Source organism: Spongiactinospora gelatinilytica (genome assembly GCF_003236385.1).
Classification (GTDB): domain Bacteria; phylum Actinomycetota; class Actinomycetes; order Streptosporangiales; family Streptosporangiaceae; genus Spongiactinospora; species Spongiactinospora gelatinilytica.
Map to the genome: position 1 here is coordinate 1 of NZ_POUA01000020.1, position 25,341 is coordinate 25,341.

At 72.3% G+C, this 25,341-nt stretch carries 26 protein-coding genes; 11 read left to right on the forward strand and 15 right to left on the reverse strand.

Going from position 1 to position 25,341, the window contains the following annotated elements:
- From C1I98_RS04410 to C1I98_RS04430, 5 genes are all read right to left on the reverse strand, one after another.
- Positions 1 to 684: lamin tail domain-containing protein (locus C1I98_RS04410; RefSeq protein ID WP_146607279.1), on the reverse strand; the 684-nt coding region annotated here is incomplete at its 3' end.
- Positions 685 to 906: 222 nt separating this feature from the next.
- Positions 907 to 1,428, reverse strand: coding sequence for a hypothetical protein (locus tag C1I98_RS04415; RefSeq protein ID WP_146607280.1), 522 nt, complete (start codon positions 1,426 to 1,428; stop codon positions 907 to 909).
- A 226-nt stretch (positions 1,429 to 1,654) separates the two neighbouring features.
- Entirely contained in the window at positions 1,655 to 2,671 is a 1,017-nt protein-coding gene (locus C1I98_RS04420; protein ID WP_111165782.1) for a zinc-dependent alcohol dehydrogenase, read from the reverse strand.
- The gene (locus C1I98_RS04425) at positions 2,668 to 3,666 is read right to left on the reverse strand and encodes a Gfo/Idh/MocA family protein (RefSeq protein ID WP_111165783.1); all 999 of its coding nucleotides are present in this window, start codon (positions 3,664 to 3,666) and stop codon (positions 2,668 to 2,670) included. Before C1I98_RS04425 ends, C1I98_RS04420 begins: the two co-directional genes overlap by 4 nt.
- Entirely contained in the window at positions 3,663 to 4,289 is a 627-nt protein-coding gene (locus tag C1I98_RS04430) for a polysaccharide deacetylase family protein (RefSeq protein WP_158557910.1), read from the reverse strand. The genes C1I98_RS04425 and C1I98_RS04430 overlap by 4 nt, the downstream gene beginning before the upstream one ends.
- A 143-nt stretch (positions 4,290 to 4,432) precedes the next feature.
- Between C1I98_RS04430 and C1I98_RS04435 the strand changes: the two genes are divergently transcribed.
- From C1I98_RS04435 to C1I98_RS04465, 7 genes are all read left to right on the forward strand, one after another.
- A complete protein-coding gene (locus C1I98_RS04435) occupies positions 4,433 to 5,221 on the forward strand; it encodes a GntR family transcriptional regulator (RefSeq protein WP_158557911.1) in 789 nt (262 codons plus the stop codon).
- Between the two features lie 9 nt (positions 5,222 to 5,230).
- Positions 5,231 to 6,598: an ABC transporter substrate-binding protein gene (locus C1I98_RS04440; protein ID WP_111165786.1), complete on the forward strand. Its 1,368-nt coding sequence runs from the start codon at positions 5,231 to 5,233 to the stop codon at positions 6,596 to 6,598.
- Between the two features lie 44 nt (positions 6,599 to 6,642).
- Positions 6,643 to 7,575, forward strand: a complete 933-nt coding sequence (locus C1I98_RS04445; protein ID WP_111165787.1) for a carbohydrate ABC transporter permease — start codon at positions 6,643 to 6,645, stop codon at positions 7,573 to 7,575.
- Between the two features lie 6 nt (positions 7,576 to 7,581).
- Entirely contained in the window at positions 7,582 to 8,613 is a 1,032-nt protein-coding gene (locus C1I98_RS04450) for a carbohydrate ABC transporter permease (protein ID WP_111165788.1), read from the forward strand.
- A 132-nt stretch (positions 8,614 to 8,745) separates the two neighbouring features.
- A complete protein-coding gene (locus C1I98_RS04455; protein WP_111165789.1) occupies positions 8,746 to 9,426 on the forward strand; it encodes a permease prefix domain 1-containing protein in 681 nt (226 codons plus the stop codon).
- A gap of 114 nt (positions 9,427 to 9,540) precedes the next feature.
- Positions 9,541 to 10,875 (forward strand): M14 family zinc carboxypeptidase, encoded by a 1,335-nt coding sequence (locus C1I98_RS04460; protein WP_111165790.1) that lies wholly within the window; start codon positions 9,541 to 9,543, stop codon positions 10,873 to 10,875.
- Positions 10,876 to 10,996: 121 nt separating this feature from the next.
- Complete coding sequence (locus C1I98_RS04465; RefSeq protein WP_111165791.1) at positions 10,997 to 12,466, forward strand: PucR family transcriptional regulator; 1,470 nt, start codon at positions 10,997 to 10,999, stop codon at positions 12,464 to 12,466.
- Positions 12,467 to 12,493: 27 nt separating this feature from the next.
- On the opposite strand, the gene C1I98_RS04470 is transcribed toward C1I98_RS04465, so the two are convergent.
- Entirely contained in the window at positions 12,494 to 12,964 is a 471-nt protein-coding gene (locus C1I98_RS04470; protein WP_111165810.1) for an Lrp/AsnC family transcriptional regulator, read from the reverse strand.
- A gap of 92 nt (positions 12,965 to 13,056) precedes the next feature.
- On the opposite strand from C1I98_RS04470, the gene C1I98_RS04475 reads away from it, so the two are divergent.
- Together C1I98_RS04475 and C1I98_RS45520 are read left to right on the forward strand one after the other, a co-directional pair.
- Complete coding sequence (locus C1I98_RS04475) at positions 13,057 to 13,815, forward strand: tRNA(His) guanylyltransferase Thg1 family protein (RefSeq protein WP_111165792.1); 759 nt, start codon at positions 13,057 to 13,059, stop codon at positions 13,813 to 13,815.
- A 37-nt stretch (positions 13,816 to 13,852) separates the two neighbouring features.
- The gene (locus C1I98_RS45520) at positions 13,853 to 14,503 is read left to right on the forward strand and encodes an NUDIX domain-containing protein (protein ID WP_146607281.1); all 651 of its coding nucleotides are present in this window, start codon (positions 13,853 to 13,855) and stop codon (positions 14,501 to 14,503) included.
- Here C1I98_RS45520 and C1I98_RS04485 read toward each other — a convergent pair.
- Both C1I98_RS04485 and C1I98_RS04490 read right to left on the reverse strand, forming a co-directional pair.
- Positions 14,386 to 15,531, reverse strand: a complete 1,146-nt coding sequence (locus C1I98_RS04485; RefSeq protein ID WP_111165793.1) for an acyl-CoA dehydrogenase family protein — start codon at positions 15,529 to 15,531, stop codon at positions 14,386 to 14,388. The genes C1I98_RS45520 and C1I98_RS04485 overlap by 118 nt on opposite strands.
- A 1-nt stretch (position 15,532) precedes the next feature.
- Complete coding sequence (locus C1I98_RS04490; RefSeq protein ID WP_111165794.1) at positions 15,533 to 16,642, reverse strand: M24 family metallopeptidase; 1,110 nt, start codon at positions 16,640 to 16,642, stop codon at positions 15,533 to 15,535.
- A gap of 33 nt (positions 16,643 to 16,675) precedes the next feature.
- Between C1I98_RS04490 and C1I98_RS04495 the strand changes: the two genes are divergently transcribed.
- Positions 16,676 to 17,590 (forward strand): 5'-3' exonuclease, encoded by a 915-nt coding sequence (locus tag C1I98_RS04495; RefSeq protein ID WP_111165795.1) that lies wholly within the window; start codon positions 16,676 to 16,678, stop codon positions 17,588 to 17,590.
- Positions 17,591 to 17,611: 21 nt separating this feature from the next.
- On the opposite strand, the gene C1I98_RS04500 is transcribed toward C1I98_RS04495, so the two are convergent.
- The 6 genes from C1I98_RS04500 to C1I98_RS04525 all read right to left on the reverse strand — a co-directional run bounded on the left by C1I98_RS04500 (position 17,612) and on the right by C1I98_RS04525 (position 23,896).
- Positions 17,612 to 20,359 carry a DEAD/DEAH box helicase gene (locus C1I98_RS04500; RefSeq protein WP_111165796.1) on the reverse strand — a complete coding sequence of 916 codons (2,748 nt, stop codon included), beginning with the start codon at positions 20,357 to 20,359 and terminating at the stop codon, positions 17,612 to 17,614.
- 114 nt (positions 20,360 to 20,473) lie between these two features.
- Positions 20,474 to 21,340, reverse strand: coding sequence for a twin-arginine translocase subunit TatC (gene tatC, locus C1I98_RS04505; protein WP_111165797.1), 867 nt, complete (start codon positions 21,338 to 21,340; stop codon positions 20,474 to 20,476).
- 61 nt (positions 21,341 to 21,401) lie between these two features.
- Entirely contained in the window at positions 21,402 to 21,716 is a 315-nt protein-coding gene (gene tatA / locus C1I98_RS04510; protein WP_111165798.1) for a Sec-independent protein translocase subunit TatA, read from the reverse strand.
- 70 nt (positions 21,717 to 21,786) lie between these two features.
- Positions 21,787 to 21,972, reverse strand: coding sequence for a hypothetical protein (locus C1I98_RS04515; RefSeq protein WP_111165799.1), 186 nt, complete (start codon positions 21,970 to 21,972; stop codon positions 21,787 to 21,789).
- Positions 21,969 to 22,949, reverse strand: coding sequence for a helix-turn-helix transcriptional regulator (locus C1I98_RS04520; RefSeq protein WP_233507156.1), 981 nt, complete (start codon positions 22,947 to 22,949; stop codon positions 21,969 to 21,971). Before C1I98_RS04520 ends, C1I98_RS04515 begins: the two co-directional genes overlap by 4 nt.
- On the reverse strand, positions 22,946 to 23,896 hold the full coding sequence (locus C1I98_RS04525; RefSeq protein WP_111165800.1) for a helix-turn-helix transcriptional regulator: 951 nt from the start codon (positions 23,894 to 23,896) through the stop codon (positions 22,946 to 22,948). The genes C1I98_RS04520 and C1I98_RS04525 overlap by 4 nt, the downstream gene beginning before the upstream one ends.
- Positions 23,897 to 23,986: 90 nt before the next feature.
- Between C1I98_RS04525 and C1I98_RS04530 the strand changes: the two genes are divergently transcribed.
- Entirely contained in the window at positions 23,987 to 25,078 is a 1,092-nt protein-coding gene (locus tag C1I98_RS04530) for a DUF3866 family protein (RefSeq protein ID WP_111165801.1), read from the forward strand.
- On the opposite strand, the gene C1I98_RS04535 is transcribed toward C1I98_RS04530, so the two are convergent.
- On the reverse strand, positions 25,009 to 25,335 hold the full coding sequence (locus C1I98_RS04535; RefSeq protein WP_306461840.1) for a DUF3291 domain-containing protein: 327 nt from the start codon (positions 25,333 to 25,335) through the stop codon (positions 25,009 to 25,011). The two genes, C1I98_RS04530 and C1I98_RS04535, sit on opposite strands and share 70 nt — an antisense overlap.
- Between the last annotated feature and the right edge of the window lie 6 nt (positions 25,336 to 25,341).

Sequence of the window (25,341 nt, forward strand, 5' to 3'; positions counted from 1 at the left end):
GGGCGTCGGTTCCACGTCGCCGCAGGGGGCGGGGGGCGTCGCGGAGTTGCGCGGCGCGGGCGCGGCCGCGGTGAAGTCGGCCGCGTTGTCGTCGGTGTCGGCGCAGCCGTCGCCGCCGCGCACGGCGGCGGTGGCGTTGCTCAGGGCGGGGGCCGCGGCCCGGCCCTCGAAGTATCCGGCGTTGCCGTACCCGACGAGGTCGCGGATCAGCGCGGACTGCTCGACCGTGCAGGGCGTCGAACCGCCGTTGCAGGCCAGGCCCGTGGCCGCGCCGACCAGGGCGACCTTGCCCGCCGATCCGCTCATGTCGATCGAGCCGGTCGTGTCGGCGGCGGGCGGCGGCGAGCCGGTGGAACCGCCGGCGAGCCGGACGAGATGGTACTGCCCCGGGGCCAGGGTGCCCGACAGCGCGACGACGGGGTTGGCGCCGAAGTGGCCGGTGCCGGTGGCGCTGGCGTACTGGACGGACCAGCCGTCCAGTGACACGGCGGAGGTCCCCCGGTTGAACAGTTCCACGAAGTCGTTGGTGAAGAGGGCCCCGCTGTTCCCCCCGCCGCCGTAGACCTGGCTGACGACGACGGTGCCGGGTGCGGCGGCGGCCGGTGGCGCGGAGAGCGCCGTCGCTCCGGCGGCGGCCACGCCGACGGCGACAAGGGCGGCTAACGCCCGGGTTGAAGCACGCATGTACCGGAGCGTAAGCAGTATTTGCCGCTAATCGCCGATCAATGCGCTGTTGTAGGGAAAAAGTCTGCAGGTGTTCATTCGCCGGGATCACCGGGCGGCGCTCGGCGCGCCCGCGGCCGGGTCAATCGCGTACGTCGGCACCGCTCACGCCGGGACGGGCCGGCCCCCCTGTGGCCGTCCCAGCCGCGTCTTCGCGCGGTTTCACGAAACCCCGCGCCGCGCTCAGGTGGTGAAGATCTCCTGGACCTTGACGATCGCTCCCTTGTGCACGGTGATCAGGGCGGGAGCGGGCCCGAACCGCTTGGTGCGCTCCAGCAGGACCTTGGTGGAGCACCGCTTGGCGCCCAGGCTCGCGTTGTCGTCGTAGGAGGTGCCGCTCGGCGAGATCTTGCACCCGTAGGCGCTGTAGAACCGCATGTCCTTGGCGATCCGCGAGGCGTACGCCATCACGTCGTACTCCGGCGGGCCGACGAAGCGCGCGTGGCCCTCCTTGCTGAGCTTCCAGCGGATCGGCTCGTACTCCGCGACCCCGCCGCGCACCTCGGTGATCCAGCCGCGCAGGATGCCGTTGTGCCGCGAGTGCAGGCCCTTGCTGAAGTCGTGGTGCGGGTCGGCCTGGAACTTCATTCCGAAGACCTTGGGCTTCTTGTAGTGCGGAATCGCGGCGGCCTCTGCCGACACCCCGGGCAGGATGACCGCCGCGGCCGCGCCCGCGATCACCAGCGTCCGAATCAATGATTTCATGGCCTTTTGGAGTTGACCTGGAAGCATCCAGGTTCGCCAGAAGAGGTGTGACTTACATCACTAGATCGGTCGGCCCAACGGGACCAGTCGCTCCGGGGTGATGGGACGGAACGCCGGGAGTACGGCGACCAGCTCGTTCGAGCGTCACCGCGAGGGTCGCGCCCACCACGGCCGCCCTGATCAACACCGGCATGTCGTGATCTTTCCGCACATGTGCCGGTCGGCGCTAGTCGTGCGGCAGTGCCGTCCAGTCGAAGCAGATCGCACCCGCCGGCGCCCCGCCGCCGCGCAGGTGTTCATAGGTCCGCGCCGCCTCCAGGGGCGAGGCGCGGGCGGCGATCATCGCGGCGGTGCGGAAGGCGCCCGAGGCCAGGCGGCGGAAGTACAGGTCGGTCACCGCGTCGCGGTTGAGCGGGCCGCAGGACGGGTCGTCGGAGACGATGCCGGCGTGCGCCCCGAGGATCGTCAGCGAGTCGCTGACCACGCCGGGGCCCAGCATCTGCCGCGATGGCGTGGGCGTGTCGCCCAGCAGCACGACCCGGCCCAGGGGCCGCGCGAGCCGTACCGCCTGGGCGAGCACCGCGGTGCCGCCGGTGACCTCGAACACCACGTCGGCCATCCGCTCTCCGGTCAGCGCGGCCACCGCGTGCCGGGCCTCGGACGCGGGCATCGCCAGCACGTCCGTCGCGCCGCCCGCCAGCGCCAGGTCCAGCCGCCGGGCGTCGGGGTCGATCGCCACGACCCGGGCGGCGCCGTGCGCGACGGCGTACTGGACGACGAGCTGCCCCACCGGGCCGAGACCCACCACCGCGACGGTCTCGCCCATGGCGATCGCGGCCCTGGCCGCACCGGCCGCGGCGGTGACCACCAGCGGCACCCACACCGCCTCCTCGTCCGGCACCGCGTCGGGCAGCGGGCGCGCCTCACCCGGCTTGAGCGTCACCAACTCCTGATGGGGGGCGTAGGACTGCACCCGATCCCCCGGCCGCAGGCCCGTGACCCCCTCGCCCACCGCCGCCACGACCCCGGCCATGCTGTATCCCGGCCGGAACGGGTATCGCACCCATTCCTCCCAGTTGGAGCCGGGATCGAACTCCCCGCGCAGGCAGGCCAGCTCGGTGCCCGGGCTGATCAGCGAGAGGGTCGAACGGCACAGCACCTCCCCCGGCCCGGGGGCGGCGACGTCCTCTTCGGCCACGCGTACCACGCCCGGCCCGGTGAACTCCACGAACCACGACTTCATCGGTCCCTCCCGAGGACGACGGTCCGCCCACTGGACGCGCTCTGGTAGGCGGCCTCGATGATCCGCATCGAGGTGACGCCGTCGGCGGCGCCGGGCGCGGGCGCCGCCCCGGCGAAGGTCGCGAGGAAGGCGCGCATCTGCGCGTCGTACCTGCGCTGTACGGCCTGCTCCGACAGCTCGGCCGGGAACCTCACGACCGGCTCGGCCCCGGCCCGCACAAGGGTGCCGGGGAAGGTCTGCGCGTAGCCCTCGGTGCCGGACACGCGCACGCTCCCCGACGGGCCTGGCGCGTGCGGATGCCACCAGCCCGCCTCGATGCCGGAGGTGACGCCGCCCTCCCAGACGATCGTGAGGATCGCCGTGTCCTCGACCCGCAGGTCGCGGTAGTGGGTGCCGCAGTGCGCGGTGACGCTGACCGGCTCGGGGTCGCCGAGCACGTACCGGGTGGCGTCGATGGCGTGGATCCCGAGGTCCATCAGCGCGCCGCCGCCGGCCAGGGCGGGATCGGTGAACCAGCCGTCCGGGCCGAACCCGGCGTGGACCGCGTACGCCGTGGTGTGCACCGGGCGGCCGAGGCCGCCGTCGCGGACCAGGCCGCGCAGCCAGCCGACCTGCTCGTCGAAGCGCAGGCAGTGGGCGGGCATCACCCGGGCGCGCCCGCGCTGCGCGGCGGCGATGGCCCGGGCCTCTGCGGTGGTCATGGCCATCGGCTTTTCCAGCAGCACCGGCAGCCCCGCGCCGAGCGCCTCGATGGCCTGCCCGGCGTGCAGCGCGTTGGGGGTGGCGACCACGAGCGCGTCCACCTCGCCGTCGGCCAGCAGCCGGTCCAGGGCGAGGTAGCGGCGGGCGAAGCCGTAGCGGTCGGAGAGCGCGGAAAGGGACGCCGCGCGGTGGTTGACGGCGGCGACCAGTTCGCCGCCCGCGGCGGCGATGGCCTGCGCGTGGTGGCCGGCGATGTAGCCGGTGCCGGCGATGGCCAGGCGCGGCCGGCTCATCGCAGCTCGTCCAGCCGCACGAAGCGGGCCCCGGCGGCGCGCAGGCCGTCGATGATCTGCGGCATGGCCCGGCCGGTCGCCGGCGTCCACGGGTGGAACAGCACCACCGCGCCGTCGCCGTGCGCGGTGGCCTGCTCGATGACGGTGCGGACCACCTGGGGCCCGGTGGCCTTGGCCCGCCAGTCGAAGGTGTCGACCTGCCAGCCCACGTCGCGGTAGCCGAGCCGGTCCAGCGCGGCCAGGACCTCCGGGTCGTCGGCGCCGTCGCCGTACGGGCAGCGGAACCAGGGCCGCGGGTCGTGCCCGGTGGCGCGGCGGACGGCCTGCTCGGCCTGCCGTACGTCCTTGGCGAGCCCCTTGGGCGATAACCAGGTCATCGGCGTGTGGTGATGGGAGTGGTTGCCGATCAGGTGGCCCTGCCGGGCCAGGTCCCTGGCCAGGTCGGGGTATGCCTGGGCCCAGCGGCCCTGGATGAAGTGCGTCGCCACCACGTCGCGTTCGGCCAGGGTGCGCAGCACGAGCCGGGTGCCGTCCGGGTGGGCGGGGCGGTCGTGGTGCTCGACGTCGAAGGTCAGCGCGACCCGCCACGAGGCTTGGGATTGGGATTGGGGGGATTTCGCCACGTCTTGCCTACCTCTGTATCGAGGAGCCGCTGGTTGCCGTATTGACAGGGGTATCGGCCATGGCGATTATTGCTGACAACATTATCATCAATCAACTGCTCGGGTGTGATTCGTCGTCCCGAGCAGGAAGGACGGGACACCAGATGGCCCGCTACCGGCTGGAATCTGGTCCGACCCCCCTGCACCACCAGGTGTATCTGTCGCTGAGCGCCGCGCTGGACGAAGGGGAATGGCGGCTCGGCGACCGGCTGCCCCCCGAGCGCGAACTGGCCCGCCGTTACGGATGCAGCCTCATCCCTGTTCGGCGGGCGCTGGACGAGCTGAGCCGCGAGGGCCGCCTGGAGCGCATCCGGGGGCGCGGCACGTTCGTCCTGCGGCCCCGCCCGCGTCTTGAGGTCGAGATGGGTTACGGCGGGAGCTTCGCCGACCTCATGCGCATGCACGGCAGGCACCCCGAGACCAGGGTGGTCGCCTCCCGGATCGAGCCGTCCGGGGAGGCGGTGGCCGCCGCGCTCGCGCTGCCGCCCGGCGCGCCCGCCATCTATCTGGAACGGCTGCGCATCGCCAGCGGCGAGCCGCTGATCTTGGAGCAGGTCCACCTGCGGGCCGCCCGCTTCGAGGGCCTGCTCGACCACGACCTGGAGCGAAACTCCCTGTACGACCTGCTGATCGAGCAGTACGGGGTGGTCATCGCGCGCGTCCGCGAGGCCATCGAGCCGGTGCTGCTGCGGGCGCACGAGGCGTACCTGCTCGACCAGCCCTCAGACCGCCCGGCCCTGCTCGTGGAGGGGATCGCGTACGGCCCAGAGCCGGACCACGAGCCGATCGAGTTCACCCGCAGTTACATGCGGGGAGACCGGGCCCACCTGTCCTTCGAAGGAAGGATCCTTCGCCCGCCCCGGCCCGGCGCCGGGGCGGCCGGCACCCCCTGAAGGAGACGCATGAACGGGACCCTCCCCCGCTTACTGGCCGCCCTGACCGCACTCGTGCTCCTCACCGCATGCACAACAGGCGCGGGCGGCGACGCCGCGCCGGTGCAGTTGCGCTGGTACTGCTGCCTGGGCACCGGCGAGCAGGCCGACCAGGTCAAGGCACAGCAGGCGGTCGTCGATGAGTTCAACGCCCGCCATCGCGACATCAAGGTGAAGCTGGACGTCGTCCCCTACAACTCCGCCCGGGACACGCTCGCCACCCAGATCGCCTCCGGCAAGGGGCCCGACATCGTCGGCCCGGTCGGCGTCGGCGGGGCCGCCGCCTTCCACGGCCAGTGGCTGGACCTCGGCCCGTTCATCAAGGCCCGCGGCTTCGACCTGCGCCCGTACTCCGAGGGCGCGGCCGACCTGTACCGGATCGGCTCGGTGCAGGAGGGCCTGCCGTTCGCGATCTACCCCTCGACCCTGTACTACAAGGCCGACCTGTTCGAGGAGGCGGGCCTGGCCGAGCCGCCGCACAAGTACGGCGAGAAGTACCGCTGGCCGGACGGGCGCGAGGCCGAGTGGAACTACGAGACGCTGCGGGAGCTGGCCCTTCGCCTCACCGTGGACAAGAACGGCAAGGACGCCACCCAGCAGGGGTTCGACGCCGGGAACATCGTGCAGTACGGCTTCGAGCCCGCCCGCGATGACCTGCGCTACCAGGGCTCGGCCTTCGGCCCCGCCTCGCTGGACGCGGGCGACGGCAAGACCGTGAAGATCCCCGAGCCGTGGGCCGACGCCTGGCGCTTCTTCTACGACGGCATGTGGAAGGACCGGTTCATCATGACCGGGCCGGTCTTCGAGACCGACCGGTTCAACGGCGACGGCGCGGCCTTCTTCTCCGGGCACGTCGCGATGAGCGTGAACTTCCTGTGGTCCACCTACGGCGTCGCGGGCGCGGGCCCCGACTGGGACGTCGCCGCGATGCCCTCCCACGACGGCAGGACCACCTCCCCCACCAGCGCCGACACCTTCCGCATCCTGGCCGGCAGCAAGCATCCGGACAAGGCGTTCGAGTTCCTGAGCCACCTGGTGGGCCCGGCGTCGAACAAGTTGCTGGAGGCGTACGGGGCGATGCCGGCGCGCACCGCCGACCAGGACGCCTTCTTCACCAAGCTGGCCGCCCAGTTCACCAACACCGTCGACTGGCAGGTCGCCAAGGACAGCGTGCGGTTCGCCGACACCCCGCACTCCGAGGCGCACACCCCGAAGTACAACCAGACGCTCGCCGTTCTCGGCACCTACCGAAGCCGCTGGATGACCAAGGGCGGGCTGGACATGGACGCCGAGCTGACCCGGTTGCGCGCGGAGATCCAGAAGATCTGGGACCGCTGACCGCGCCCGCGGCCCTCCTCTCACCCCCTCGTGAAAGGCGTCCGATGACCGCCGTTCGCATGCCCCGGCGGGTCCCGATGTCCCGGGCGGCCCGCCGGGAGACCAGGCACGGGTTCCTGTTCATCCTTCCGTGGATCATCGGGTTCATCGCGTTCACCGCGCTCCCGATGGCGGCCACGTTCGTGTTCACCTTCCTCAACATCTCACTGGCCGAGGCGGAACCGCTCAGGTTCGTCGGCCTGGACAACTACCGGCGGCTGCTCGGCGACGACCAGGCGTGGGCCGCGCTGGGGGTGACCGCCCGGTTCGCGCTGATGTGGCTGCCGGTGGTGGTCGCCCTGCCGTTCCTGCTGGCCCTGGCGGTCAACAGCCGCGGCGTGCGCGGCGGCGGGCTGCTGCGGGTGCTGCTGTTCATGCCGTACGTCGTGCCGTTCGTGGCCGGTGCGCTGATCTGGCAGAACATGCTGGCCGCCGACGGCTGGATCAACTCCGCCCTGCGCCTGCTCGGCGTCGCCCACCCGCCGAGCTGGCTGAACGACCCGGCCTGGGTGACCCCCGGCCTGGTCCTGATCGGCCTTTGGGGGCTGGGCGCGGGCCTCATCGTCAACCTCGCCGGGCTGCGCGCCATCCCCGCCCAGCTCTACGACGCGGCCCTGATCGACGGGGCGGGCTGGTGGCGCAGGCTGCGCCACGTGACGATCCCGATGATGTCGCCGGTGCTCTTCTACACGATCATCCTGGCCGTGGTGGAGGTGATGCAGTACTTCCTGGTCCCGCTCGTGCTGTTCGACGGCAACGGCGACCCCGGCGGCGCGACGCGTTTCTTCAACCTCTACCTGTACCAGACGTTCTTCACCTTCCAGGAGATGTCCTACGGCTCGACGCTGGCCTGGCTGCTGTTCGTCATCACCCTGGCCGTGACCCTCCTGCTGTTCCGCCTGTCCAGGCGGTGGGTCCACTACACGAGCGAGAGGTGATCCGCGATGACACCGCACGCCGCGCGGCGCGTCCGGGTCGCGATCTTGACGATCGTCATGTTCGGCGTCGTGGCGGTGTTCCTGTCGCCGCTGGCGCAGATGGCGCTGACCTCGCTGAAGAGCGAGCGGCAGATCAGCCAGGCGTACGCGCCGCTGCTGCCGTCCGATCCGCGTGCCTTCACCTACCAGGGGCGACGGTACGACGTGTACCTGGTGCCCGTCGGCGGCGAGGTCCGCGAGCTGGCCCTGGTCGAAAAGGGCCGCACGGAAAGCGGGTTCGTCGACCCGGACCGCCCGCAGGACGGCGTCATCACCTGGCAGGGCTCGTGGCGGGCCCTGCGGCCGAGCTGGACCCTCGCGCCGCAGTGGTCGAACTACGCGGACGTGTGGAACCTGATCGACTTCCCCCGGCTGCTGTTCAACACCGCCGCGATCGCGCTGATCGGCACGCTCGGCACCGTCCTTTCCTGCACGCTGGTCGGCTACGGCTTCGCCCGCTTCCGCTTCCCCGGGCGCGGGCCGCTGTTCACCCTGCTGATCGCCACGATCTTCCTGCCGACCACGGTCACGCTGATCCCGACCTACACGGTCTTCGCGCGGATCGGCTGGGTGGGGACCTGGCTGCCGCTGCTCGTTCCGGCGTTCTTCGCCAACGCCTACAGCGTGTTCCTGCTGCGGCAGTACTTCATGACCATCCCGCGCGAGATGGACGAGGCGGCCGCGATCGACGGGGCGGGGCCGCTGCGCACGCTGCTGTCGGTTATCGTGCCGCAGGCGTGGCCCGCGATCAGCGCGGTCACGTTGTTCAACTTCGTCTACACCTGGAACGACTACTTCACCCCACTGGTCTATCTGTCGGGGCGGCCCGACCTGCAACCGCTACAGGTGGGGCTGGCCGCCTTCAACGGGCTCTACACCCACAACCCCGCCTACATCCAGGCGGGTACCATGATGACGATCGCCGTGCCGGTGCTGTTGTTCGCCTGCTTCCAGCGGGCGTTCATGCGCGGGGTCATGAGCACCGGGGTGGACAAGTGACCGGGGGCCGCTCGCGCCGGGTCCGGGATACATCAGGGGATTCCCCGATTTCTCCTCTCATGCAGGGACGTAACCTGGTCGCGGCACCGCCGTAGGCACCCGGGCACATCAAGCGCACCGAGCGGAGAGAGCATGGCACGAGGGACCGTCATCGAGGAGTACGTGACCTCCCTCGGCCGTGCGCTCACCGGACCGCACCGGCGCAAGCGCGACCTGGTCACCGAGGCCCGCGACAGCCTGTTCGACGCGGCCGACGCGCTGGAGCGGGCCGGGCTGGCGCGGGCGGAGGCCGAGCGGGCCGCGGTCGAGGAGTTCGGGCCGGTCGGCGAGATCGCCCCGGACTACCAGCGGGAGCTGGCCGCGGGCGCGGGGCGCAGGCTGGGCCGGGTGCTGTTCCTCACGGTGCCGCTGAGCGCGCTGATGTGGTCGGTGATCTGGCAGGTCTTCCCCACCCGGCAGGTCGACCTGGTCAACCGGCCCGACTGGTTCGTGCCGACCGCGCGCGCCGTGGACATCCTGCAACTGCTGACCGGCCTGCTGGGCGGCGTGGCGGTGCTCGCGCTGGGCCGCGGGCTGCGGCGGATTCGCAGGCCGGAGCGGATCGCCAGGGCACTCGGGGTCATGGTGTGGGCGCTGCTGCCCGTCATGATCGTGCTGTGCGCCGCGCTGATGTTCGGCGCGAACGGCCCGCAGGGGTTCGAGGACTACCCGCCCGGCGTCGGGCTGTCCTGGGTGAGCGCGCTGTTCATGGCGCTTCAGCTCTACGGCGCCTGCCGCTGCCTGCAGAGCAGCCGGCGGGCGCTGCTCGCCTGACCCTCGCAATGCGGTGAAAAGCGCCCGTTGTCTGGATGGTTACTACAATGACCCGTTCCTCACGTTGGGAACTCCGACGATGATTTACCCCGGTCTGGGCGCGCATCATGAGGTGTGGTAGACGAACTGGACACCGTACCCGAGTATGACCGTTTCGCCACCGTCGACGAGGTTCACCAAAGCCTGGCGGGACTCGCCCGCCACCATCCGGGCACGGCCTCGCTGCGCCGGATCGGCACCTCCCGCCTGGGCGACCCGCTGCTCTGCCTGGCCGTGGGCGACGGGCCGCGCCACGCCATCGTCGCGGCGGGGCCGCACCCCAACGAGCCGATCGGCGGCCTGAGCGTGACGCACCTGGCCACCCGGCTGTGCACGGACGCCGAGCTGCGCCGCTCGACCGGGTACACCTGGCACATCGTGGGCTGCCTGGACCCGGACGGCACCAGGCTCAACGAGGGGTGGTTCGCCGGTCCGTTCACCAAGACCCACTACGGCCGGCACTTCTACCGGCCGCCCGGCCACGAGCAGGTCGAGTGGACCTTCCCGTTCGCCTACAAGCGCGCCTACTTCGACCGGGTGCTGCCCGAGACGCTGGCCCTGATGCGGCTGATCGACGACACCCGGCCGGACTTCTTCACCACTCTGCACAACGGCGAGGCGGGCGGGGTCTTCTACTACCTCAACCGGGCGGAGCCGGAACTGCACGCCGTGCTGAAGGCGCTGCCCGCCAGGTACGGCGTGCCGCTGCACGCGGGCGAGCCCGAGCACCCCTCGGTGCGCCGCCTGGAAAAGGCCGTCTTCCTGTCCCCCAGCATGGTCGACGCCTACGACTACTTCGAATCGCTCGGGCAGGACCCGACCGAGCACATCGCCGGCGCCGCCAGCGACTCCTACATCCGCAAGTACGGCACGCTCGGCCTGACCGCCGAACTTCCCTACTGGACCGACGACACCGCCGATGACACCACGCCCACCGGCACCCGCTACCGCGACCTGATCGCCGACCAGGCGGTGCTGGTGCGCGACGCCTACAGCCTGCTCGACGAGACCCTGTCCGCGGTCACCGCCGACCTGGTCACCGACTCGCCGTTCCTGCGGGCCAGCCGGTCGTTCATCCCGATGCTGGAACGGATGGCGGTCACCGAGGAGAACCGCGCCGGCGCCCCGGAGAACGGCAGGCCCGCGACCGTCGCCGAGGTCGCCTCCTGCCGGGACAACCTCAACAGCATGCGGCTGCGCTTCGGCGGGATGCTGCTGCGGGCGCTGGAGGGCGAGCTGGCCGTGGGCAACCGCACGCCCGAGATCCGGGCCAGGAGCCGGGAACTGGCCGCCGCCTACGCCAAGTGGTGCGAGGAGGCCGAGTCGGTCGGCTCCGACCGGACCATCCCGATCAGGCACCTGGTCGCCATCCAGTACGGCGCGATTCTGGCCGGGGCCGCGCACGCCTGAACAGCCGCGGTCCGCGGCGGCGGGGCGCTAGAGTGACCGGCACAGCCGCATTTCGGACACTCCTTACAAGGTTTGCGATACTTTGGAGGATATATCCAAGATCCGGCGCGCTGGAGGCGTGATGCCGACCCTTGCCGAACTCAGCCGCGCCCTCGGGCGCGCACTGCGCCCCGAGGGCGACGCCCAGCCGCCGGACCGCCCCCTCACCGGTGTCCACGTCAGCGAGCTGACCGACCCCACCCCGTACCTGGAGGGCGGCGAGCTGCTGCTCACCACCGGGGCGGCGCTCACCGGCGACCCGGCCCAGGCGCGGCTTTACGCCGCCAGGCTGGTGGAAAGGGGCGTGGCCGCGGTCGGCCTCGGGCTCGGCCCGGTACACCGGCGGGTGCCGCCCGCCCTCGCCGACGCGTGCGCCCGGGCCGGGCTGCCGCTGCTGGTCGTGCCCGACCGCACGCCGTTCCTGCTGATCGCCCGGACCTACTGGGGGCTGCTCGCCGAGGCCGGCCAGGAGGAGCTGAACGCCGCGCTCGGCGCGCACCGCGACCTGGTCCGCGCCGCCGCCGGACCCAACCCGGTGCCCGCGGTGGTCAGGTCCCTGGCGCACGCCGTGGCGGGCTGGGCCGCGCAGCTCACCCCGCAGGGGCGGCTCGTGGAGGTCTGGCCGCGCGACCGGCGGCCCACCGCCCGGCTCATCGCCGGCGAACTCGGCCGGCTCCGCGCGGCCGGCCCGCACGCCTCGGCGACCCTGCCGATCGACGGCGACCACGTTGTGGTGCAGCCGCTCGGCAGGCAGGGACGGCTGACCGGGTTCGTGGCCATCGGCTGCCCGCCGCCGATGCGCGCCCGCGACCGCCAGCTCGTGCTCGCCGCCTGCTCACTGCTCGCCCTGCAAAGCGAGCACCGGCGGCGCGGAATGGCGGGCTCCAGGGCCACCCGCGACGCGGTGGCCCGGCTGCTGCTGCTCGGCCACCCGGCGTCGGCCCGCGACCTCGCCGCCGACCTCGGGTTACCGGCCCCGCCCACCCGGCTCCGGGTCGCCGCGGTGGCCGGATCGGGCGCGGCGGGCCCCGAACTCCTCGACGCCGTGGAGACGGCGCTGCCCCGCGACCGGCGGCACGTCCTGGCCGCCGTCGGGCCGGACGAGGTCTGGACGCTTGTCCCGGACGGCGACGTACCCGTCGTCCAGGCGTGCGTGACGGAGTTCGTGGCCGGGGCGGGGTCCGGCGGACGCGCGGTCGTGTCATCCGAACTGGCCGTACGGGACCTGGCCGGGCACCTGCCCGGGCTGCGCGCCGCACTCGCCCGCACCGGCACCGGGACGGTACGCGACCTGGCGCGGGAGAGCGGCCCGGGCACGGCGCCCGCGCTGGAGCCGCTGCTCGCCTACACCCGCAGCGACCTGCTCGGCGCGGTGGTCGCCTACCTGCGCCACCGCGGCCAGTGGGAGGCCGCGGCGCGCGAGCTCGCGGTGCACCGCAACACGCTGCGCCACCGCATCGCCACCGCCACCCGCGTACTCGGCGCGGACCTGGACGACCCCGACGTGGCCAGCGCCACCTGGCTGCGGCTGCGCGAACGCGGCCTCGCCTGAGACCCCGGGCCGGGCCGCCCGGAAGGGTCAGTCGTCGCCCACCGGCTCCTGTTCGGCCGCCAGCGCCGGGGCGCGGTGCTCGTACGGCGTGCTCAGCACCACCGTGGTCCGTGTGGAGACGTTGGCCGCCGCCCGGATCTGCTGCAACAGTTCCTCCAGCTCCAGCGGGCCCCGGACGCGCACCTTCAGGATGTAGCTCTCATCACCCGCCACACTGTGACACGCCTCGATCGCGGTCAGGTGGGCCAGCCGCTCCGGCGCGTCGTCCGGCGCGGCCGGATCGATCGGCTTGATGGAGATGAAGGCGGTCAGCGTCAGCCCCACCGCGTCGTGGTCCACCAACGCCGCGTACCCCCGGATCACCCCCCGCTTTTCCAGGCGGCGCACCCGCTGGTGCACGGCCGAGACCGAAAGCCCGGTCACCTTGGCCAGATCGGTGAAGCTCATGCGGCCGTCCACGGCCAGCAACGTGACGATCCTGCGATCGATCTCCTCCACCCGCACCAAGGTAGCGGCCCGGCCGCCCGGCGTACCACAGCGCGCGCCCGCTCATCCGCCATGATGGCAGGAGAAGGCCGAAGGAAGGCGACATGAACAGCAACGAGCTGGAAGCCAGGATGCGGGCCCGGGAGTGGTTCCACTCGCTTACCGTTCCCCCGGGGGCCTGGGCGATCATCAGGGTGGACGGCCGGGGCTTCTCCCGCTACACCGAAGGCAACTTCGACAAGCCCTTCGACGCCCGCTTCTCCGAGCTGATGACCACCGCCGCGCGCAGCCTGCTGGAGGAGTTCACCGGGCGCTACGCCTACACCGAGAGCGACGAGATCTCCGTTGTGCTGCCGCCCGGGTTCGGCCTGTTCGGCCGCGAGCTGGAAAAGCTGGTGTCCATCTCGGCGGCCGTGGCCACCGCGGCCTTCACCCACGCGGCGGGCGAGCCCGTGCAGTTCGACAGCCGGGTGTGGATCGGCGCCACCGTCGAAGACGTCGTGGACTACCTGTCGTGGCGGCAGGCCGACGCGGCGCGGTGCGCGCTCAACGGCTGGTGCTACTGGACGCTGCGCAAGGCCGGCCGTACCCAGGCCCAGGCCGCCCGCAGGCTCGACCGCACCGGCGTGGCCGAGAAGAACGAGCTGCTGTCCCGGCACGGCGTCAACTACGAGGAGCTGCCCGCCTGGCAGCGCCACGGCGTCGGCCTGTGGTGGGAGACCTACGAGCGCGTCGGCCACGACCCGATCCGCGGCGCCGACGTCACCACCACCCGGCGGCGCGTCCACATCTCCCGCGACCTGCCGGTGAAGGAGGAGTACCGGCGCCTGGCCGAACGCCTCGTCCTCGGCGACCGTCCCTGACCCGCCCCCGGCACGCGGATTCCCCTAGCATCGTCAAATGAGCCCTCCCCTGGTCCGGACCACCGCCCGCGTCCTGCTCGTGGACGCCCGCGACCGGCTGCTGATGTTCCGTTTCCGCGCCTCCGCGCACTGGGGGCGCCCGCACTTCTGGGGCACCCCCGGCGGCGGGGAGGCGCTGGCCGACGCCGCGGCCCGCGAGCTGTGGGAGGAGACCGGGCTGCGCGTACCGGCCGCGCGGCTCGGGCCGGTGGTCGCCCGCACCTCGGGGCCCACGGAGTTCGAGGGCGTGCCGGTCCAGGCCTGCGACTCCGTTCTTCTTCCTGCGGATCGAGGAGCACACGCTGGACACCAGCGCCCAGGAGGACCTGGAACGCGAGCTGATATCCGCCCACCACTGGTGCACCCTGCCCGAGCTGCCGGCCACCGACGAGCTGATCCTGCCGCTGCGGCTCACCGGCCTGCTGCCCGGGCTGCTCGCCGGCGACCTGCCCGCCGCGCCCGTCGAACCGCCCTGGCGGCGCGACGCCGAAGCGGCGGCCCCGCCGCCCGGGACCTGACAGGCGCCCGGGATCAGTCCCTGGCCAGCGCCCGGGAGATCACCAGCCGCTGGATCTGGTTGGTGCCCTCCACGATCTGCAGCACCTTCGCCTCGCGCATGTACCGCTCGACCGGGAAGTCCTCGACATAGCCGTAGCCGCCGAAGATCTGCACGGCGTCGGTGGTGACCCGCATGCACGCGTCGGTGGCGAACAGCTTGGCCATGGCCGCGCGCGTGCCGTACGGCCGGCCCGCGTCACGCAGCCGGGCCGCGTCCAGGTACAGCGCCCGCGCGGCGGCGATCGTGGTGGCCATGTCGGCCAGCATGAACCCGACCCCCTGGAAGTCGGCGATCCGCGACCCGAACTGCCGCCGCTCCTTGGCGTAGGCCAGCGCCGCGTCATAGGCCGCCTGGGCCACCCCGACCGCGCACGCGGCGATGCCCAGCCGCCCGCCGTCCAGCGCCGCCATGGCGATCTTGAAGCCCTCGCCCTCGGCCCCCACCAGCGCGTCCGCGGGCACCCGGACGTCATCGAAGCGGACCTGCGCGGTCGGGGAGGACCGCATGCCCATCTTCCGCTCCGGCGCGCCGAACGACAGCCCGCCGGTCCCGGCCGGTACGTGCAGGCAGGAGATGCCCCGCGCGCCGTCGTCGGACGTGCGGGTCATGACGGTGTAGAAGTCGGCCACGCCGCCGTGGGTGGTCCACGCCTTGACGCCGTTGACCACGAAGCCGCCCGAGTCGCGTACCGCCCGCGTGGTCAGCGCCGCCGCGTCCGAGCCGGACTGCGGCTCCGACAGGCAGTACGCGCCCAGCAGGTCACCGCCGAGCATGCCGGGCAGCAACCGCTCGCGCTGCCCGGCGTCGCCGTAGAAGGCCACCGGGAAGCACGACAGCGTGTGCACCGACACCCCGAGCCCCATCGCCAGCCACGCCGCCGCCAGCTCCTCGACCACCTGGAGGTAGACCTCCTGCGGCTGGGCCGCGCCGCCGTACTCCTCGGGGTAGGGCAGGCCGAGCAGCCCCGAGGCGCCGAGCGTGCGGAGCACCTCGCGCGGGAAACGCCCCGCCGACTCCTCGACGGCGGCCCGCGGGGCGACCTCCTTGGCGGCGATCTCCCTGGTCAGCTCGATCAAATCGTGGCCCTCGGAGGAGGGCAGCACCCGCTCGACCGGCATCTCACACCACCATCAGTTCGCGGGGGCGGAGGTTGACGCGCTCGCCGCCGTCCTCGCCGCACACCACGATGTCCTCGATCCGCGCGCCGTGCGCGCCGGACCGGTAGATCCCCGGCTCGACCGAGAACGCGAACCCCGGGGCCAGCGGCTCGGCGTTGCCCGCCACGATGTAGGGGTCCTCGTGGGTCTCCAGGCCGATGCCGTGACCGGTGCGGTGGATGAACAGCTCGCCGTAGCCGGCGTCCTCGATCACCCGGCGGGCCGCGGCGTCGATCGCCTCGCACGTCACGCCCGGACGTACCGCCGCGCAGGCCGCCTCCTGGGCCTGGCGCAGCACCTCGTAGTAGGCGGCGAACTCGGCGGGCGGCTCGCCCACGCAGTAGACACGGGTGGAGTCGGAGCAGTATCCGCTCGGCATCTGGCCGCCGATGTCGACCACCACCGGCTCACCCGCCTGGATGACCCGGTCGGACAGCTCGTGGTGCGGGCTCGCGCCGTTGGGCCCCGAGGCCACGATGACGAAGTCGACCGTGGCGTGCCCGGCGGCGATGATCGCGTCGGCGATGTCCCGCCCCACCTCGCGCTCGGTGCGACCGGGGCGCAGGAACCCGGGCACCTGGGCGTGTACCGCGTCGATGGCCGAGCCCGCCGCGCGCAGCGCCGCCACCTCGGCCGGGCTCTTGCGCATCCGCATCTCGCGCAGCACCGACGAGGCCAGCACCTGCTCGGCCCCCGGCAGCGCGTCGCGGAAGCGCAGCGAGGTCATCGCCCACATCCGGTCGGCCAGGCCGACCCTGGCCACCCCGCCGCCCAGCCGCTTGGCCACCTGCGCGAAGGGATCGTCGGTCTCCTCCCAGGCCACGAACTCCACACCGAGCCGGGACGCCGGAGAGTGCTCGGCGGCGGGCAGTTCCAGCCGGGGCACCATCAAGAAGGCGTCACCGGCGGCCGGGACCACCAGGCACGTCAGCCGTTCCAGCGGCAGTGCCTCGTAACCGGTGATGTAGCGAAGGTCGGGCCCAGGGGTCAGCAGCAGCGCGTCGATGCCCGCCCGCCGGGTCGCCTCCTGCGCGGCGGCCAGCCGGGACACGGGGTACAGATCAGAGGTCACGGGTCCAATGTAGGCCGTGCGAGGATGAGGGTCATGCCCGGACTGATGCTGCTCGACACCGCCTCGCTCTACTTCCGCGCGTTCTACGGCGTGCCCGAGTCGATCACCTCTCCGGACGGCAGGCCGGTCAACGCCGTCCGCGGCCTGATCGACATGATCGCCACCCTGGTCCGCTCCGGCTCCCCCGCCGAGCTGGTGGCGTGCATGGACGCCGACTGGCGGCCGGCGTTCCGGGTGGCGGCGGTGCCGTCGTACAAGGCCCACCGGGTCGCCGAGGGCGACCAGGAAGACGTGCCGGACGCGCTGGCGCCGCAGGTCCCGATCATCGAGGAGACCCTCGACGCCCTCGGCATCGCCCGGATCGGCGTGCCCGGCTACGAGGCCGACGACATCATCGGCACCTGCACGGCCTGCGCAAAGGGCCCCGTCGACATCGTCACCGGCGACCGCGACCTGTTCCAGCTCGTGGACGACGCCCGGCAGATCCGCGTCCTCTACACCGCCCGCGGCATCCGCAACCTCCAGGTCGTGGACGAGGCCGCGGTGACCGCCAAGTACGGCATTCCCGGCCGGTCCTACGCCGACTTCGCCACCCTGCGCGGCGACCCGAGCGACGGCCTGCCCGGCGTGCCCGGGGTGGGCGACAAGAGCGCCGCCGCGCTGATCACCCGTTTCGGCGACCTGCCCACGATGCTCGCGGCCCTCGACTCCGGGCAGACCGAGGGCTTCCCCGCCGGGGCCCGCACCAAGCTGTCCGCCGCCCGCGACTACCTGCGGGTCGCCCCCGCCGTCGTCAAGGTCGCGCACGACGCCCCGCTGCCCGACGTCGACCTGACCCTGCCCGCCGAGCCCCGCGACAAGCGCGCCCTGGTCGCCCTCGCCGACCGCCACGGCCTGGACGGCCCTCTCAACCGCCTCCTCGACGCCCTGGCCAAGACCTCCGCCTGACCCCGGTCCGCGCGGCGGAGGTCAGGTGACGGAGCTGTAGGCGACGACGCCTCGGCGGATGGCGTCCATGGCCTTGGACGCGTTCTTCTTGACCGGGCTGTGCGGCGCCGCCGCGTCGCCGATCTGGCCGAGCAGGTCCAGGAGCTGCTTCATCCAGCGCACGAAGTCGCCCGCCGCCAGCTCCGCGCCGCCCGCGCCGTCGGTCAGGACGGCGTCCAGGCTGTGCCCGCGGGCCCAGCGGAAGGCCGCCCAGGCGAACCCGAAGTCGGGCTCGCGGGTGAACGACAACCCGTGGGTCTCCTCGATGGCCTCAAGGTCGCCCCACAGCCGTACCATGGCCGCCAGCGTATCGGTGGCCTCCCCCGCCGGGATCTTGGGCCGGCGCGCGTCGTCCGACTGGCGCGACTCGAAGACCAGCGCCGACACGCACGCCGCCAGCTCGGCCGGGTCCAGAGAGTCCCACAGCCCCGAGCGCAGGCACTCGGCGGTGAGCAGGTCGAGCTCGGTGTAGAGGGCGGCCAGCCGCCTGCCCTGCACCGTCACCGTCTCCCCGTCGAGGTAGCCGAGCTGGTCCAGCACCCCGCACACCCGGTCGAAGGTGCGGGCGATGACGTGGGACCTGCTCTCCACCCGGCGTCGCAGCCCCTCGCTCTCGCGCAACTGCTTGTAGTAGCGCTCGGCCCAGCGGGCGTGGTCCTCGCGCTCCTCGCAGCCGTGGCAGGGGTGCTGCCTGATCAGCCGCCGCAGCTCGGTGACCTCTTCGTCCTCCACCGCGTGGTCCCTGGCCCTCGGCGGCTTGCCGAGGTCGCGGTCGCCCAGCTTGGCGTGCATGGTGGCCACCAGGTCGGCGCGGTCTCTCGGGGCCCGGGAGTTGAAGTTCTTTGGGATGCGCAGGCGTTCGACCGGCTCCACCGGCACCGGGAAGTCGGCCGCCGACAGCCGCTTGACCTGCTTGGAGATGGTCAGCACCAGCGGCGAGGGGCCCTCGCCGCGCCCGGCCGCGCCGCGCGGGTTGAGCCCGGGGTCCAGCACCACCGCCAGACCCGCCCGGCGCCCGGCGGGCACCCGGATCACATCGCCCGGCCGCAGCGCCTCCAGCGACCTGACCGCGTGCGCGCGGCGGGTCGCGGTGCGCTGGCGGGCGAGGTCGGATTCGCGGTCCGACAGCCGCCTGCGCAGCGCCGCGTACTCGGTGAAGTCGCCCAGGTGGCAGGTCATCGCGTCCTGGTAGCCGGCCAGGGCCTCGTCGGTACGGCGGAGCTGCTTGGCCAGCCCGACCACCGCACGGTCGGCCTGGAACTGGGCGAACGACGCTTCGAGCAGGGTGCGCGCCCGCGCCCGGCCGACCTGCCCGACCAGGTTGACCGCCATGTTGTAGGAGGGGCGGAAGCTGGAGCGCAGCGGGTAGGTGCGGGTGCTGGCCAGCCCGGCGACCGACACCGGATCGCTGCCCGGCTGCCAGATCACCACCGCGTGGCCCTCCACGTCGATGCCCCGCCGCCCGGCCCGCCCGGTGAGCTGGGTGTACTCGCCGGGGGTGAGGTCGGCGTGGGTCTCGCCGTTCCACTTGTCGAGCTTTTCGATGACGACCGAACGGGCCGGCATGTTGATGCCCAGGGCCAGCGTCTCGGTGGCGAACACCGCCTTGACCAGGCCCTCGGTGAACAGCTCCTCCACGACCTCCTTGAAGGTCGGCAGCATGCCCGCGTGGTGGGCGGCCAGGCCCCGCTCCAGGCACTCGCGCCACTCCAGGAAACCGAGCACCGCGAGGTCTTCGTCGGGCAGATGCGCGGTGCGCTCGTCCACGATCTGGCGGATCTCGTGCCGCTCCCGCTCGGTGGTCAGCCGCAGCCCGGAATACAGGCACTGCATGACGGCGGCGTCGCAACCGGCCCGCGAGAAGATGAAGGTGATCGCGGGCAGCAGCCCTTCGGCGTCGAGGCGTTCCACCACGTCGGCCCGACTCGGCGCGCGGAGCCCGCGCGGCCTGCCGTACCCGCGCCTGCCCCGCGGCGGGCCGCCGAGCCGCCCCTCCTCGCGGGCCATGCGCAGCAGCTCCGGATTGACCCTGGGCCGCTCGCCCTCCTCCTCGGAGACGAACAGGTCGTGCAACCGGTTGCCGGCCAGCATGTGCTGCCACAGCGGCACCGGGCGGTGCTCATCGACGATCACCGTGGTGTCGCCGCGAACCTCGCCCAGCCACTCGCCGAACTCCTCGGCGTTGCTCACCGTGGCCGACAGCGCCACCACGCGCACCGACTCCGGCAGGTGGATGATGACCTCTTCCCACACCGCCCCGCGGAACCGGTCGGCCAGGTAGTGGACCTCGTCCATCACCACGAAGCCCAGCCCGGCCAGCGTCGCCGACCCGGCGTAGAGCATGTTGCGCAGCACCTCGGTGGTCATCACCACGATGGGGGCCTCGCCGTTGACGCTGTTGTCGCCGGTCAGCAGGCCGACCTTCTTGGTGCCGTAGCGCTTTACCAGATCGTTGTACTTCTGGTTGGACAGCGCCTTGATCGGGGTGGTGTAGAAGCACTTGCGCCCCTGCTCGAGCCCCAGGTGAACGGCGAACTCGCCGACCACCGTCTTGCCCGAGCCGGTCGGCGCGGCCACCAGCACGCCGTCACCGGCCTCCAGGGCGTGGCACGCGTCGATCTGGAACTCGTCCAGCTCGAAGTCGTACAACTCGCGGAACGAGCTCATCGCGGGGCCTTCGTCGGCGATGCTCTCCCGGAAGGCCGCATACCGCTCCGCTGGCGTCGTCATGCTGTTCAGCCTACCGATACCGGGATTCCGGTCCGTCCGTCCGGTGCGGAACCGGCCGACCCCTTTACAAAGTAGATCTCAAAGTGACCGGAACCAGGCCATGCCGGACGTCGGCTAGCGCGCCGGCTCCTGGTCGTCCGAGCCGTCGAGGTCCAGCGGTGATGCCTCGTCATCGTCGAGACCCGAATAGTCCTCACCCGCGGGCCGCCGCTTCTCGCGCAGGTACATGAACAGCTCGGCCAGCATGAACAGGAGGACCATGGGCGCCGCCAGCGCCATCATGGTCAGCGGCTCGCCGCCGGGCGTGGCCACGGCCCCGAACACGAACATCAGGAAGATGACCATGCGCCGGTGCTTCTTCACCGTCTGGTGCGGGAGCACGCCGATGATGTTGAGGAACACCATCAGCAGCGGCAGCTCGAAGGAGATGCCGAACACCAGCAGCATGATCATGGTGTAGCTGAGGTATTCGTCGATCTGGATGAGCGGCACGGTGTCGTCGGGGGCGAAGCCCAGCAGCAGCCCGAGCGCGGTGTCCTGGACGATGTAGGCCAGCGCCGCGCCGGCCAGGAACAGCGGGATGGCCAGGCCCAGGAAGCCGAACGTGTAGCGCCGCTCGTTGCGGTACAGGCCCGGCGTGACGAACGCCCAGATCTGGTACAGCCACACCGGGGAGGCCAGCACGAGCCCCACCATGGCCGAGACGTGCAGGGTGAGGAAGAAGGACTGGAAGATGCCGCCGACCGCCAGGCTGCACTCCCCCGGCCGCAACTGCTGTGCGGCGGCCGTGTCACAGAACGGCGCCTTCAGGAAGTTCCATACCGGGTCGAAGATGAGGAACCCCACCACGGTGCCCACGATGACCGCGAGGACCGCGACGACGAGCCGGTTGCGCAGCTCGCGCAGATGGTCCATCAGGGGCATGCGCCCCTCCGGGTCACGCCCGTCGGCGCCGGGCTTGGGCCATTTCAGCAGAGCCATACGGGTGTCCTGGTCTCGGGGAGAAGTAGGCGAGGGCGGAGCCGACCTGGTGCCGGGACCGTCAGCTCAGCTTGTCCTTGAGAGTGCCGGCCTGGGCCCGCTCGCGCTCGGCGAGGATCTTGGCCTGCTCCTCAGGGGTCAGCACGACGCCCTGGTGGATCTGCTGCGGGTGCGGCTGGGCGGGCTGCTGCTGCGCCGGGGAGTCGACCTTCTCCACGGTGGTCTCGTCGTCCTCGCGCAGCTTCGCGGTCTCCGACTTGAAGATGCGCATGGAGCGGCCGATCGACCGGGCGGCGTCAGGAAGCTTCTTGGCACCGAACAGCAACACCAAGATGACCGCGATGATGATCAGCTCAGTAGGTCCCAGGTTGGGCATGACACATCCTTTACACCGAGCGGCGTTCTTTCACTGACATCGATCGTACGCTGCCGCGGGCGCGGCCACATCATTCCGGGTGCCGCAAAGCGTCGATCTTTTGTCGAAGTATGTCCTGTTTGGGGGTTAGCTGGGCCCTGGTGCGGTCCAACTCGCGGTGCAGTTTCTCCGCCGCGGCCAGCACCCGCACCGCCAGCACGGCGATCACGGCGACCCCCGCGAAGGCCACCCCCACCCCGGCGAAGATCCAGGTCATCGGGCCGGCTCGCGTTCGTACAGGGCAAGCGCGGCGCCCGCCCGCTCGTGTACCGCGGCGGCCAGCGCGGGCGGTGAGACCACCCGCCCGGTGTCGCCGAGCCGTAGCGCCAGGCGCACCAGCCACCCCTGGTCGCGGGCCCGCAGGGCCACCCGCAGGCGGCCCTCCCCCAGCTCCGTGACCTCCTCGCACGGGTAGTACTCGGCCACCCAGCGCCCGTCGGGCGTGACCTCCAGCTCCACCAGTTCGTCGGTCGGCGAGGGCCGGAAGACGCCCTGCGCGACGTCGCGTGACTCGGCCCCCGCGGGCGGCTCGGCGGCCACGCCGAGCACCCGGACCTCCTGCATGCGATCCAGCCGGAACAGCCGGACCGCCTCGGCCCGGTAGCACCAGCCCTCCAGATAGGGCCGCCCGTCGGCGAACACCAGCCGCATGGGATCGACCTCGCGCCAGGTGACCTCGTCGCGGCCGGGCACGTAGTAGCGCAGCGAAAGCCGCCGCCGGGCGCGCAGCCCCTCCTGCACCGCGGCCAGCGCGTCGGGCGCGGCCTCCACGTCGACCTCCACGGCGACCTTACTGCTGACGGCCGCCGCGGCCTCGCCCGCCGCCCGCTCCAGCTTGGCGATCACCCGGGCCAGCGCCTCACGGTCGCCCATCTCGGCGAACTCGGGGAACTCCAGCAGCATCCGCAGCGCCACCAGCAGCGCGCTTGCCTCGTCCACGGCCAGCCGCAGCGGCCTGGCGATGGTCTCGGCGTTGTCGATCAGGATCTCGCCGCCGTCCCAGGAGACGTCGATGAGGTCGCCCGGCGTGTGCCCGGGCAGCCCGCACATCCACACGAGCTGCAGGTCGTCGATGAGCTGCTTCTCGCTCACCGCGAAGATCTTGGCGACCTCGGCGACCTGGGCGCCGGGGTGCGACATCAGGTACGGCACCAGCGCGAGCAGGCGCGGGAGACGATCGGCCGACGCGCTCACGCCATGGCCCCTTTCAGACGGCGGATGACGGCGTCGCGGGCGTCGGGCGGGTCCACGACCTCGACGTCGGGACCGAGGCTCGCCAGCCAGCCGGCCAGCCGCTCGGGGTCGGCGAACACCACGTCGGCCTCGTCCCAGCCGTCGCCGGCCGGGCGCACATCCCTGGCGAGGTGGCGCACGCCCTGGCAGGTGCCGGGACGCAGGCGCAGCAGCGCGGTGCGCTCGGGCATCGCCTGGTCATCGCGGTAGCCGACCAGCTCGCGCAGATCGACCCCGGGCGGCACGCGGACCGCGCCGGGGCGGCCGAGCGGGGTGACCGGGCCGGTGATCCGGCTCAGCCGGAAGACCCGGTGGCCGTCGCGGTCGCGGTCGTGCCCGACGATGTACCAGCGCCCGCGGCGGCTGACCACGCCCCACGGCTCGACCGTGCGGGTGCGGGCCTCGCCGCTGCCGGCCGTGCGGTAGTCGAAGCGGACGGCGCGGCGGTCGCGCACGGCCTCCCACAGCGCGGGGAAGGACGGGTCGCGGGTGTCCACGCGCAGCTCCAGCGCGTCCATCCCGCTCTCCTGGGTCTCCACCCCGGCGGCGCGGAGCTTCAGCAGGGCCCCGCCCGCGGCCTCGGCCAGGCTGGCCCGCCGCCACACCTGCGCCGCCAGGCCGAGCACGGCGGCCTCGTCGGGCGCGAGCGTGATCTCCGGCAGCTCGTACGCCTGCCGTACGATGCGATAGCCCGGCTCGTCGTCCCACGGGTCCTTGTGGACCTCGATGGGTATGCCGATCTCGCGCAGCTCGTTCTTGTCACGCTCGAACATGCGCTGGAACGCCTCGTCGCCGTCGCGGTCGTAGCCGGGCACGACCTGGCGGATCTGGTCCGCGGGCAGCGGACGGCGAGTCGCCAGCAGGCAGATCACGAGGTTGAGCAGGCGCTCGGTCTTGCGCCGCGACATCGGTCCCCTCCTTCCTCCCAGGAGACGCTACCGCGTCCCGGGGGGCGTCGGCGCGCGTCAGCGGGCGCCGCCTTCCACTACCCTTCCGGCGTGATCAGATGGCGTAAGGGCGAAGTGGTGGAAATCCAGCGGGAGTGGGACGGCGCCGTCGAACTCCAGGTGAGCCTATCTGGACAACAGGTGCGCGCGCTCGCTTATCCGGCGCTGGTCGGGCGTCCGCAACCCGGCGATACGGTCCTGCTCAACACGACGGCCCTGGCGATGGGCCTGGGCACCGGCGGCTACGCCATGGTGGTGGCCGTGCCCGACCGGCTGCCCCCCGATCCCGAGGGGCCCGGTCACCTGGTCAAGGCCAGGTACACCCCGATGCAGGCCACCGTGCTCGGCGCCGACGAGCAGGACTCCCCCCACCACGAGGTGCTGCGCGAGGCCGACTCCGTGGAGGGGATGCCGGTGATCGTGGCCGACCTGCACTCGGCGCTAGCGCCGATCCTGTGCGGCCTGTACGACCGGTACGGCGGGCGGCCCGCGCTCAAGGTCGCGTACGTGATGCTCGACGGCGGCGCGCTGCCCGCGTGGTTTTCCATGTCGTGCGCCCGGCTGCGCGAGGCGGGCTGGCTGACCGGCGTGGTCACCGTCGGGCAGGCGTTCGGCGGCGATGTGGAGACGGTGACCACCCACACCGGCCTGCTGGCCGCCCGGCACGTGCTCGGCGCGGACGTGGCGATCGTGACGCAGGGCCCCGGCAACCTCGGCACGGGCACCCGCTGGGGCTTTTCCGGGGTGTCGGCGGGCGAGGCGGTCAACGCGGCGGCGGTGCTGTCCGGGCGGCCGGTGGCGGCCCTGCGGGTCAGCGAGGGCGACGCCCGGGAGCGCCACGTCGGGGTCTCCCACCACTCGCTGACCGCCTACGGGCGGGTCGCGCTGGCCCGGGCCGCGGTGGCGGTGCCCGAGCTGCCCGGCGCGTTCGGGGCGCGGGTGAGCGCGCAGGCCGCGGCGCTCGGCGAACGGCACGAACTGGTCGGCGTGCCGGTGGACGGCCTGCGTGAGGCCCTGGCGGCCTCCCCGGTCAGGCTCTCGACCATGGGCCGCGGCCTGGACGAGGACCTGGCCTACTTCCTGACCTCGGCCGCCGGCGGGCGGCTGGCCGCGACGCTCACGGCGGCGGAGGGGGGCTCGTAGAAGTCCCTGAAGGTGAACGCCTGCGGCCCCGGGCCCTCGGCGCGCAGGCGTTCCAGCCTCTCCAGGCCCTCCTCCAGGGTCGGGATGACGCCCTCCTCGATCCACCACATGACCAGGTACGGCGTGGACATGCGGTGGAACCACTCCCTGCGCCGCTGTATCACCGGCAGGTGCGCGCTGCGGTAGACGTAGTTCCACAGCGCGTCGCGGCTCTCCCAGACGGAGAAGTCGATCAGCAGGTGGTCGCCGTGGATCACCGTGGC

Coding starts and splice junctions, on each gene's coding strand:
- C1I98_RS04525 (WP_111165800.1), bottom strand. CDS start 23,896: ATGTCGCGGCGCAAGACCGAGCGCCTGCTCAACCTCGTGATCTGCCTG.
- C1I98_RS04440 (WP_111165786.1), top strand. CDS start 5,231: ATGAACGGGACCCTCCCCCGCTTACTGGCCGCCCTGACCGCACTCGTG.
- tatC (WP_111165797.1), bottom strand. CDS start 21,340: ATGGCTCTGCTGAAATGGCCCAAGCCCGGCGCCGACGGGCGTGACCCG.
- tatA (WP_111165798.1), bottom strand. CDS start 21,716: ATGCCCAACCTGGGACCTACTGAGCTGATCATCATCGCGGTCATCTTG.
- C1I98_RS04465 (WP_111165791.1), top strand. CDS start 10,997: ATGCCGACCCTTGCCGAACTCAGCCGCGCCCTCGGGCGCGCACTGCGC.
- C1I98_RS04435 (WP_158557911.1), top strand. CDS start 4,433: ATGGCCCGCTACCGGCTGGAATCTGGTCCGACCCCCCTGCACCACCAG.
- C1I98_RS04475 (WP_111165792.1), top strand. CDS start 13,057: ATGAACAGCAACGAGCTGGAAGCCAGGATGCGGGCCCGGGAGTGGTTC.
- C1I98_RS04515 (WP_111165799.1), bottom strand. CDS start 21,972: ATGACCTGGATCTTCGCCGGGGTGGGGGTGGCCTTCGCGGGGGTCGCC.
- C1I98_RS04425 (WP_111165783.1), bottom strand. CDS start 3,666: ATGAGCCGGCCGCGCCTGGCCATCGCCGGCACCGGCTACATCGCCGGC.
- C1I98_RS04485 (WP_111165793.1), bottom strand. CDS start 15,531: ATGCCGGTCGAGCGGGTGCTGCCCTCCTCCGAGGGCCACGATTTGATC.
- C1I98_RS04500 (WP_111165796.1), bottom strand. CDS start 20,359: ATGACGACGCCAGCGGAGCGGTATGCGGCCTTCCGGGAGAGCATCGCC.
- C1I98_RS04415 (WP_146607280.1), bottom strand. CDS start 1,428: ATGAAATCATTGATTCGGACGCTGGTGATCGCGGGCGCGGCCGCGGCG.
- C1I98_RS04455 (WP_111165789.1), top strand. CDS start 8,746: ATGGCACGAGGGACCGTCATCGAGGAGTACGTGACCTCCCTCGGCCGT.
- C1I98_RS04450 (WP_111165788.1), top strand. CDS start 7,582: ATGACACCGCACGCCGCGCGGCGCGTCCGGGTCGCGATCTTGACGATC.
- C1I98_RS45520 (WP_146607281.1), top strand. CDS start 13,853: ATGAGCCCTCCCCTGGTCCGGACCACCGCCCGCGTCCTGCTCGTGGAC.
- C1I98_RS04420 (WP_111165782.1), bottom strand. CDS start 2,671: ATGAAGTCGTGGTTCGTGGAGTTCACCGGGCCGGGCGTGGTACGCGTG.
- C1I98_RS04495 (WP_111165795.1), top strand. CDS start 16,676: ATGCCCGGACTGATGCTGCTCGACACCGCCTCGCTCTACTTCCGCGCG.
- C1I98_RS04445 (WP_111165787.1), top strand. CDS start 6,643: ATGACCGCCGTTCGCATGCCCCGGCGGGTCCCGATGTCCCGGGCGGCC.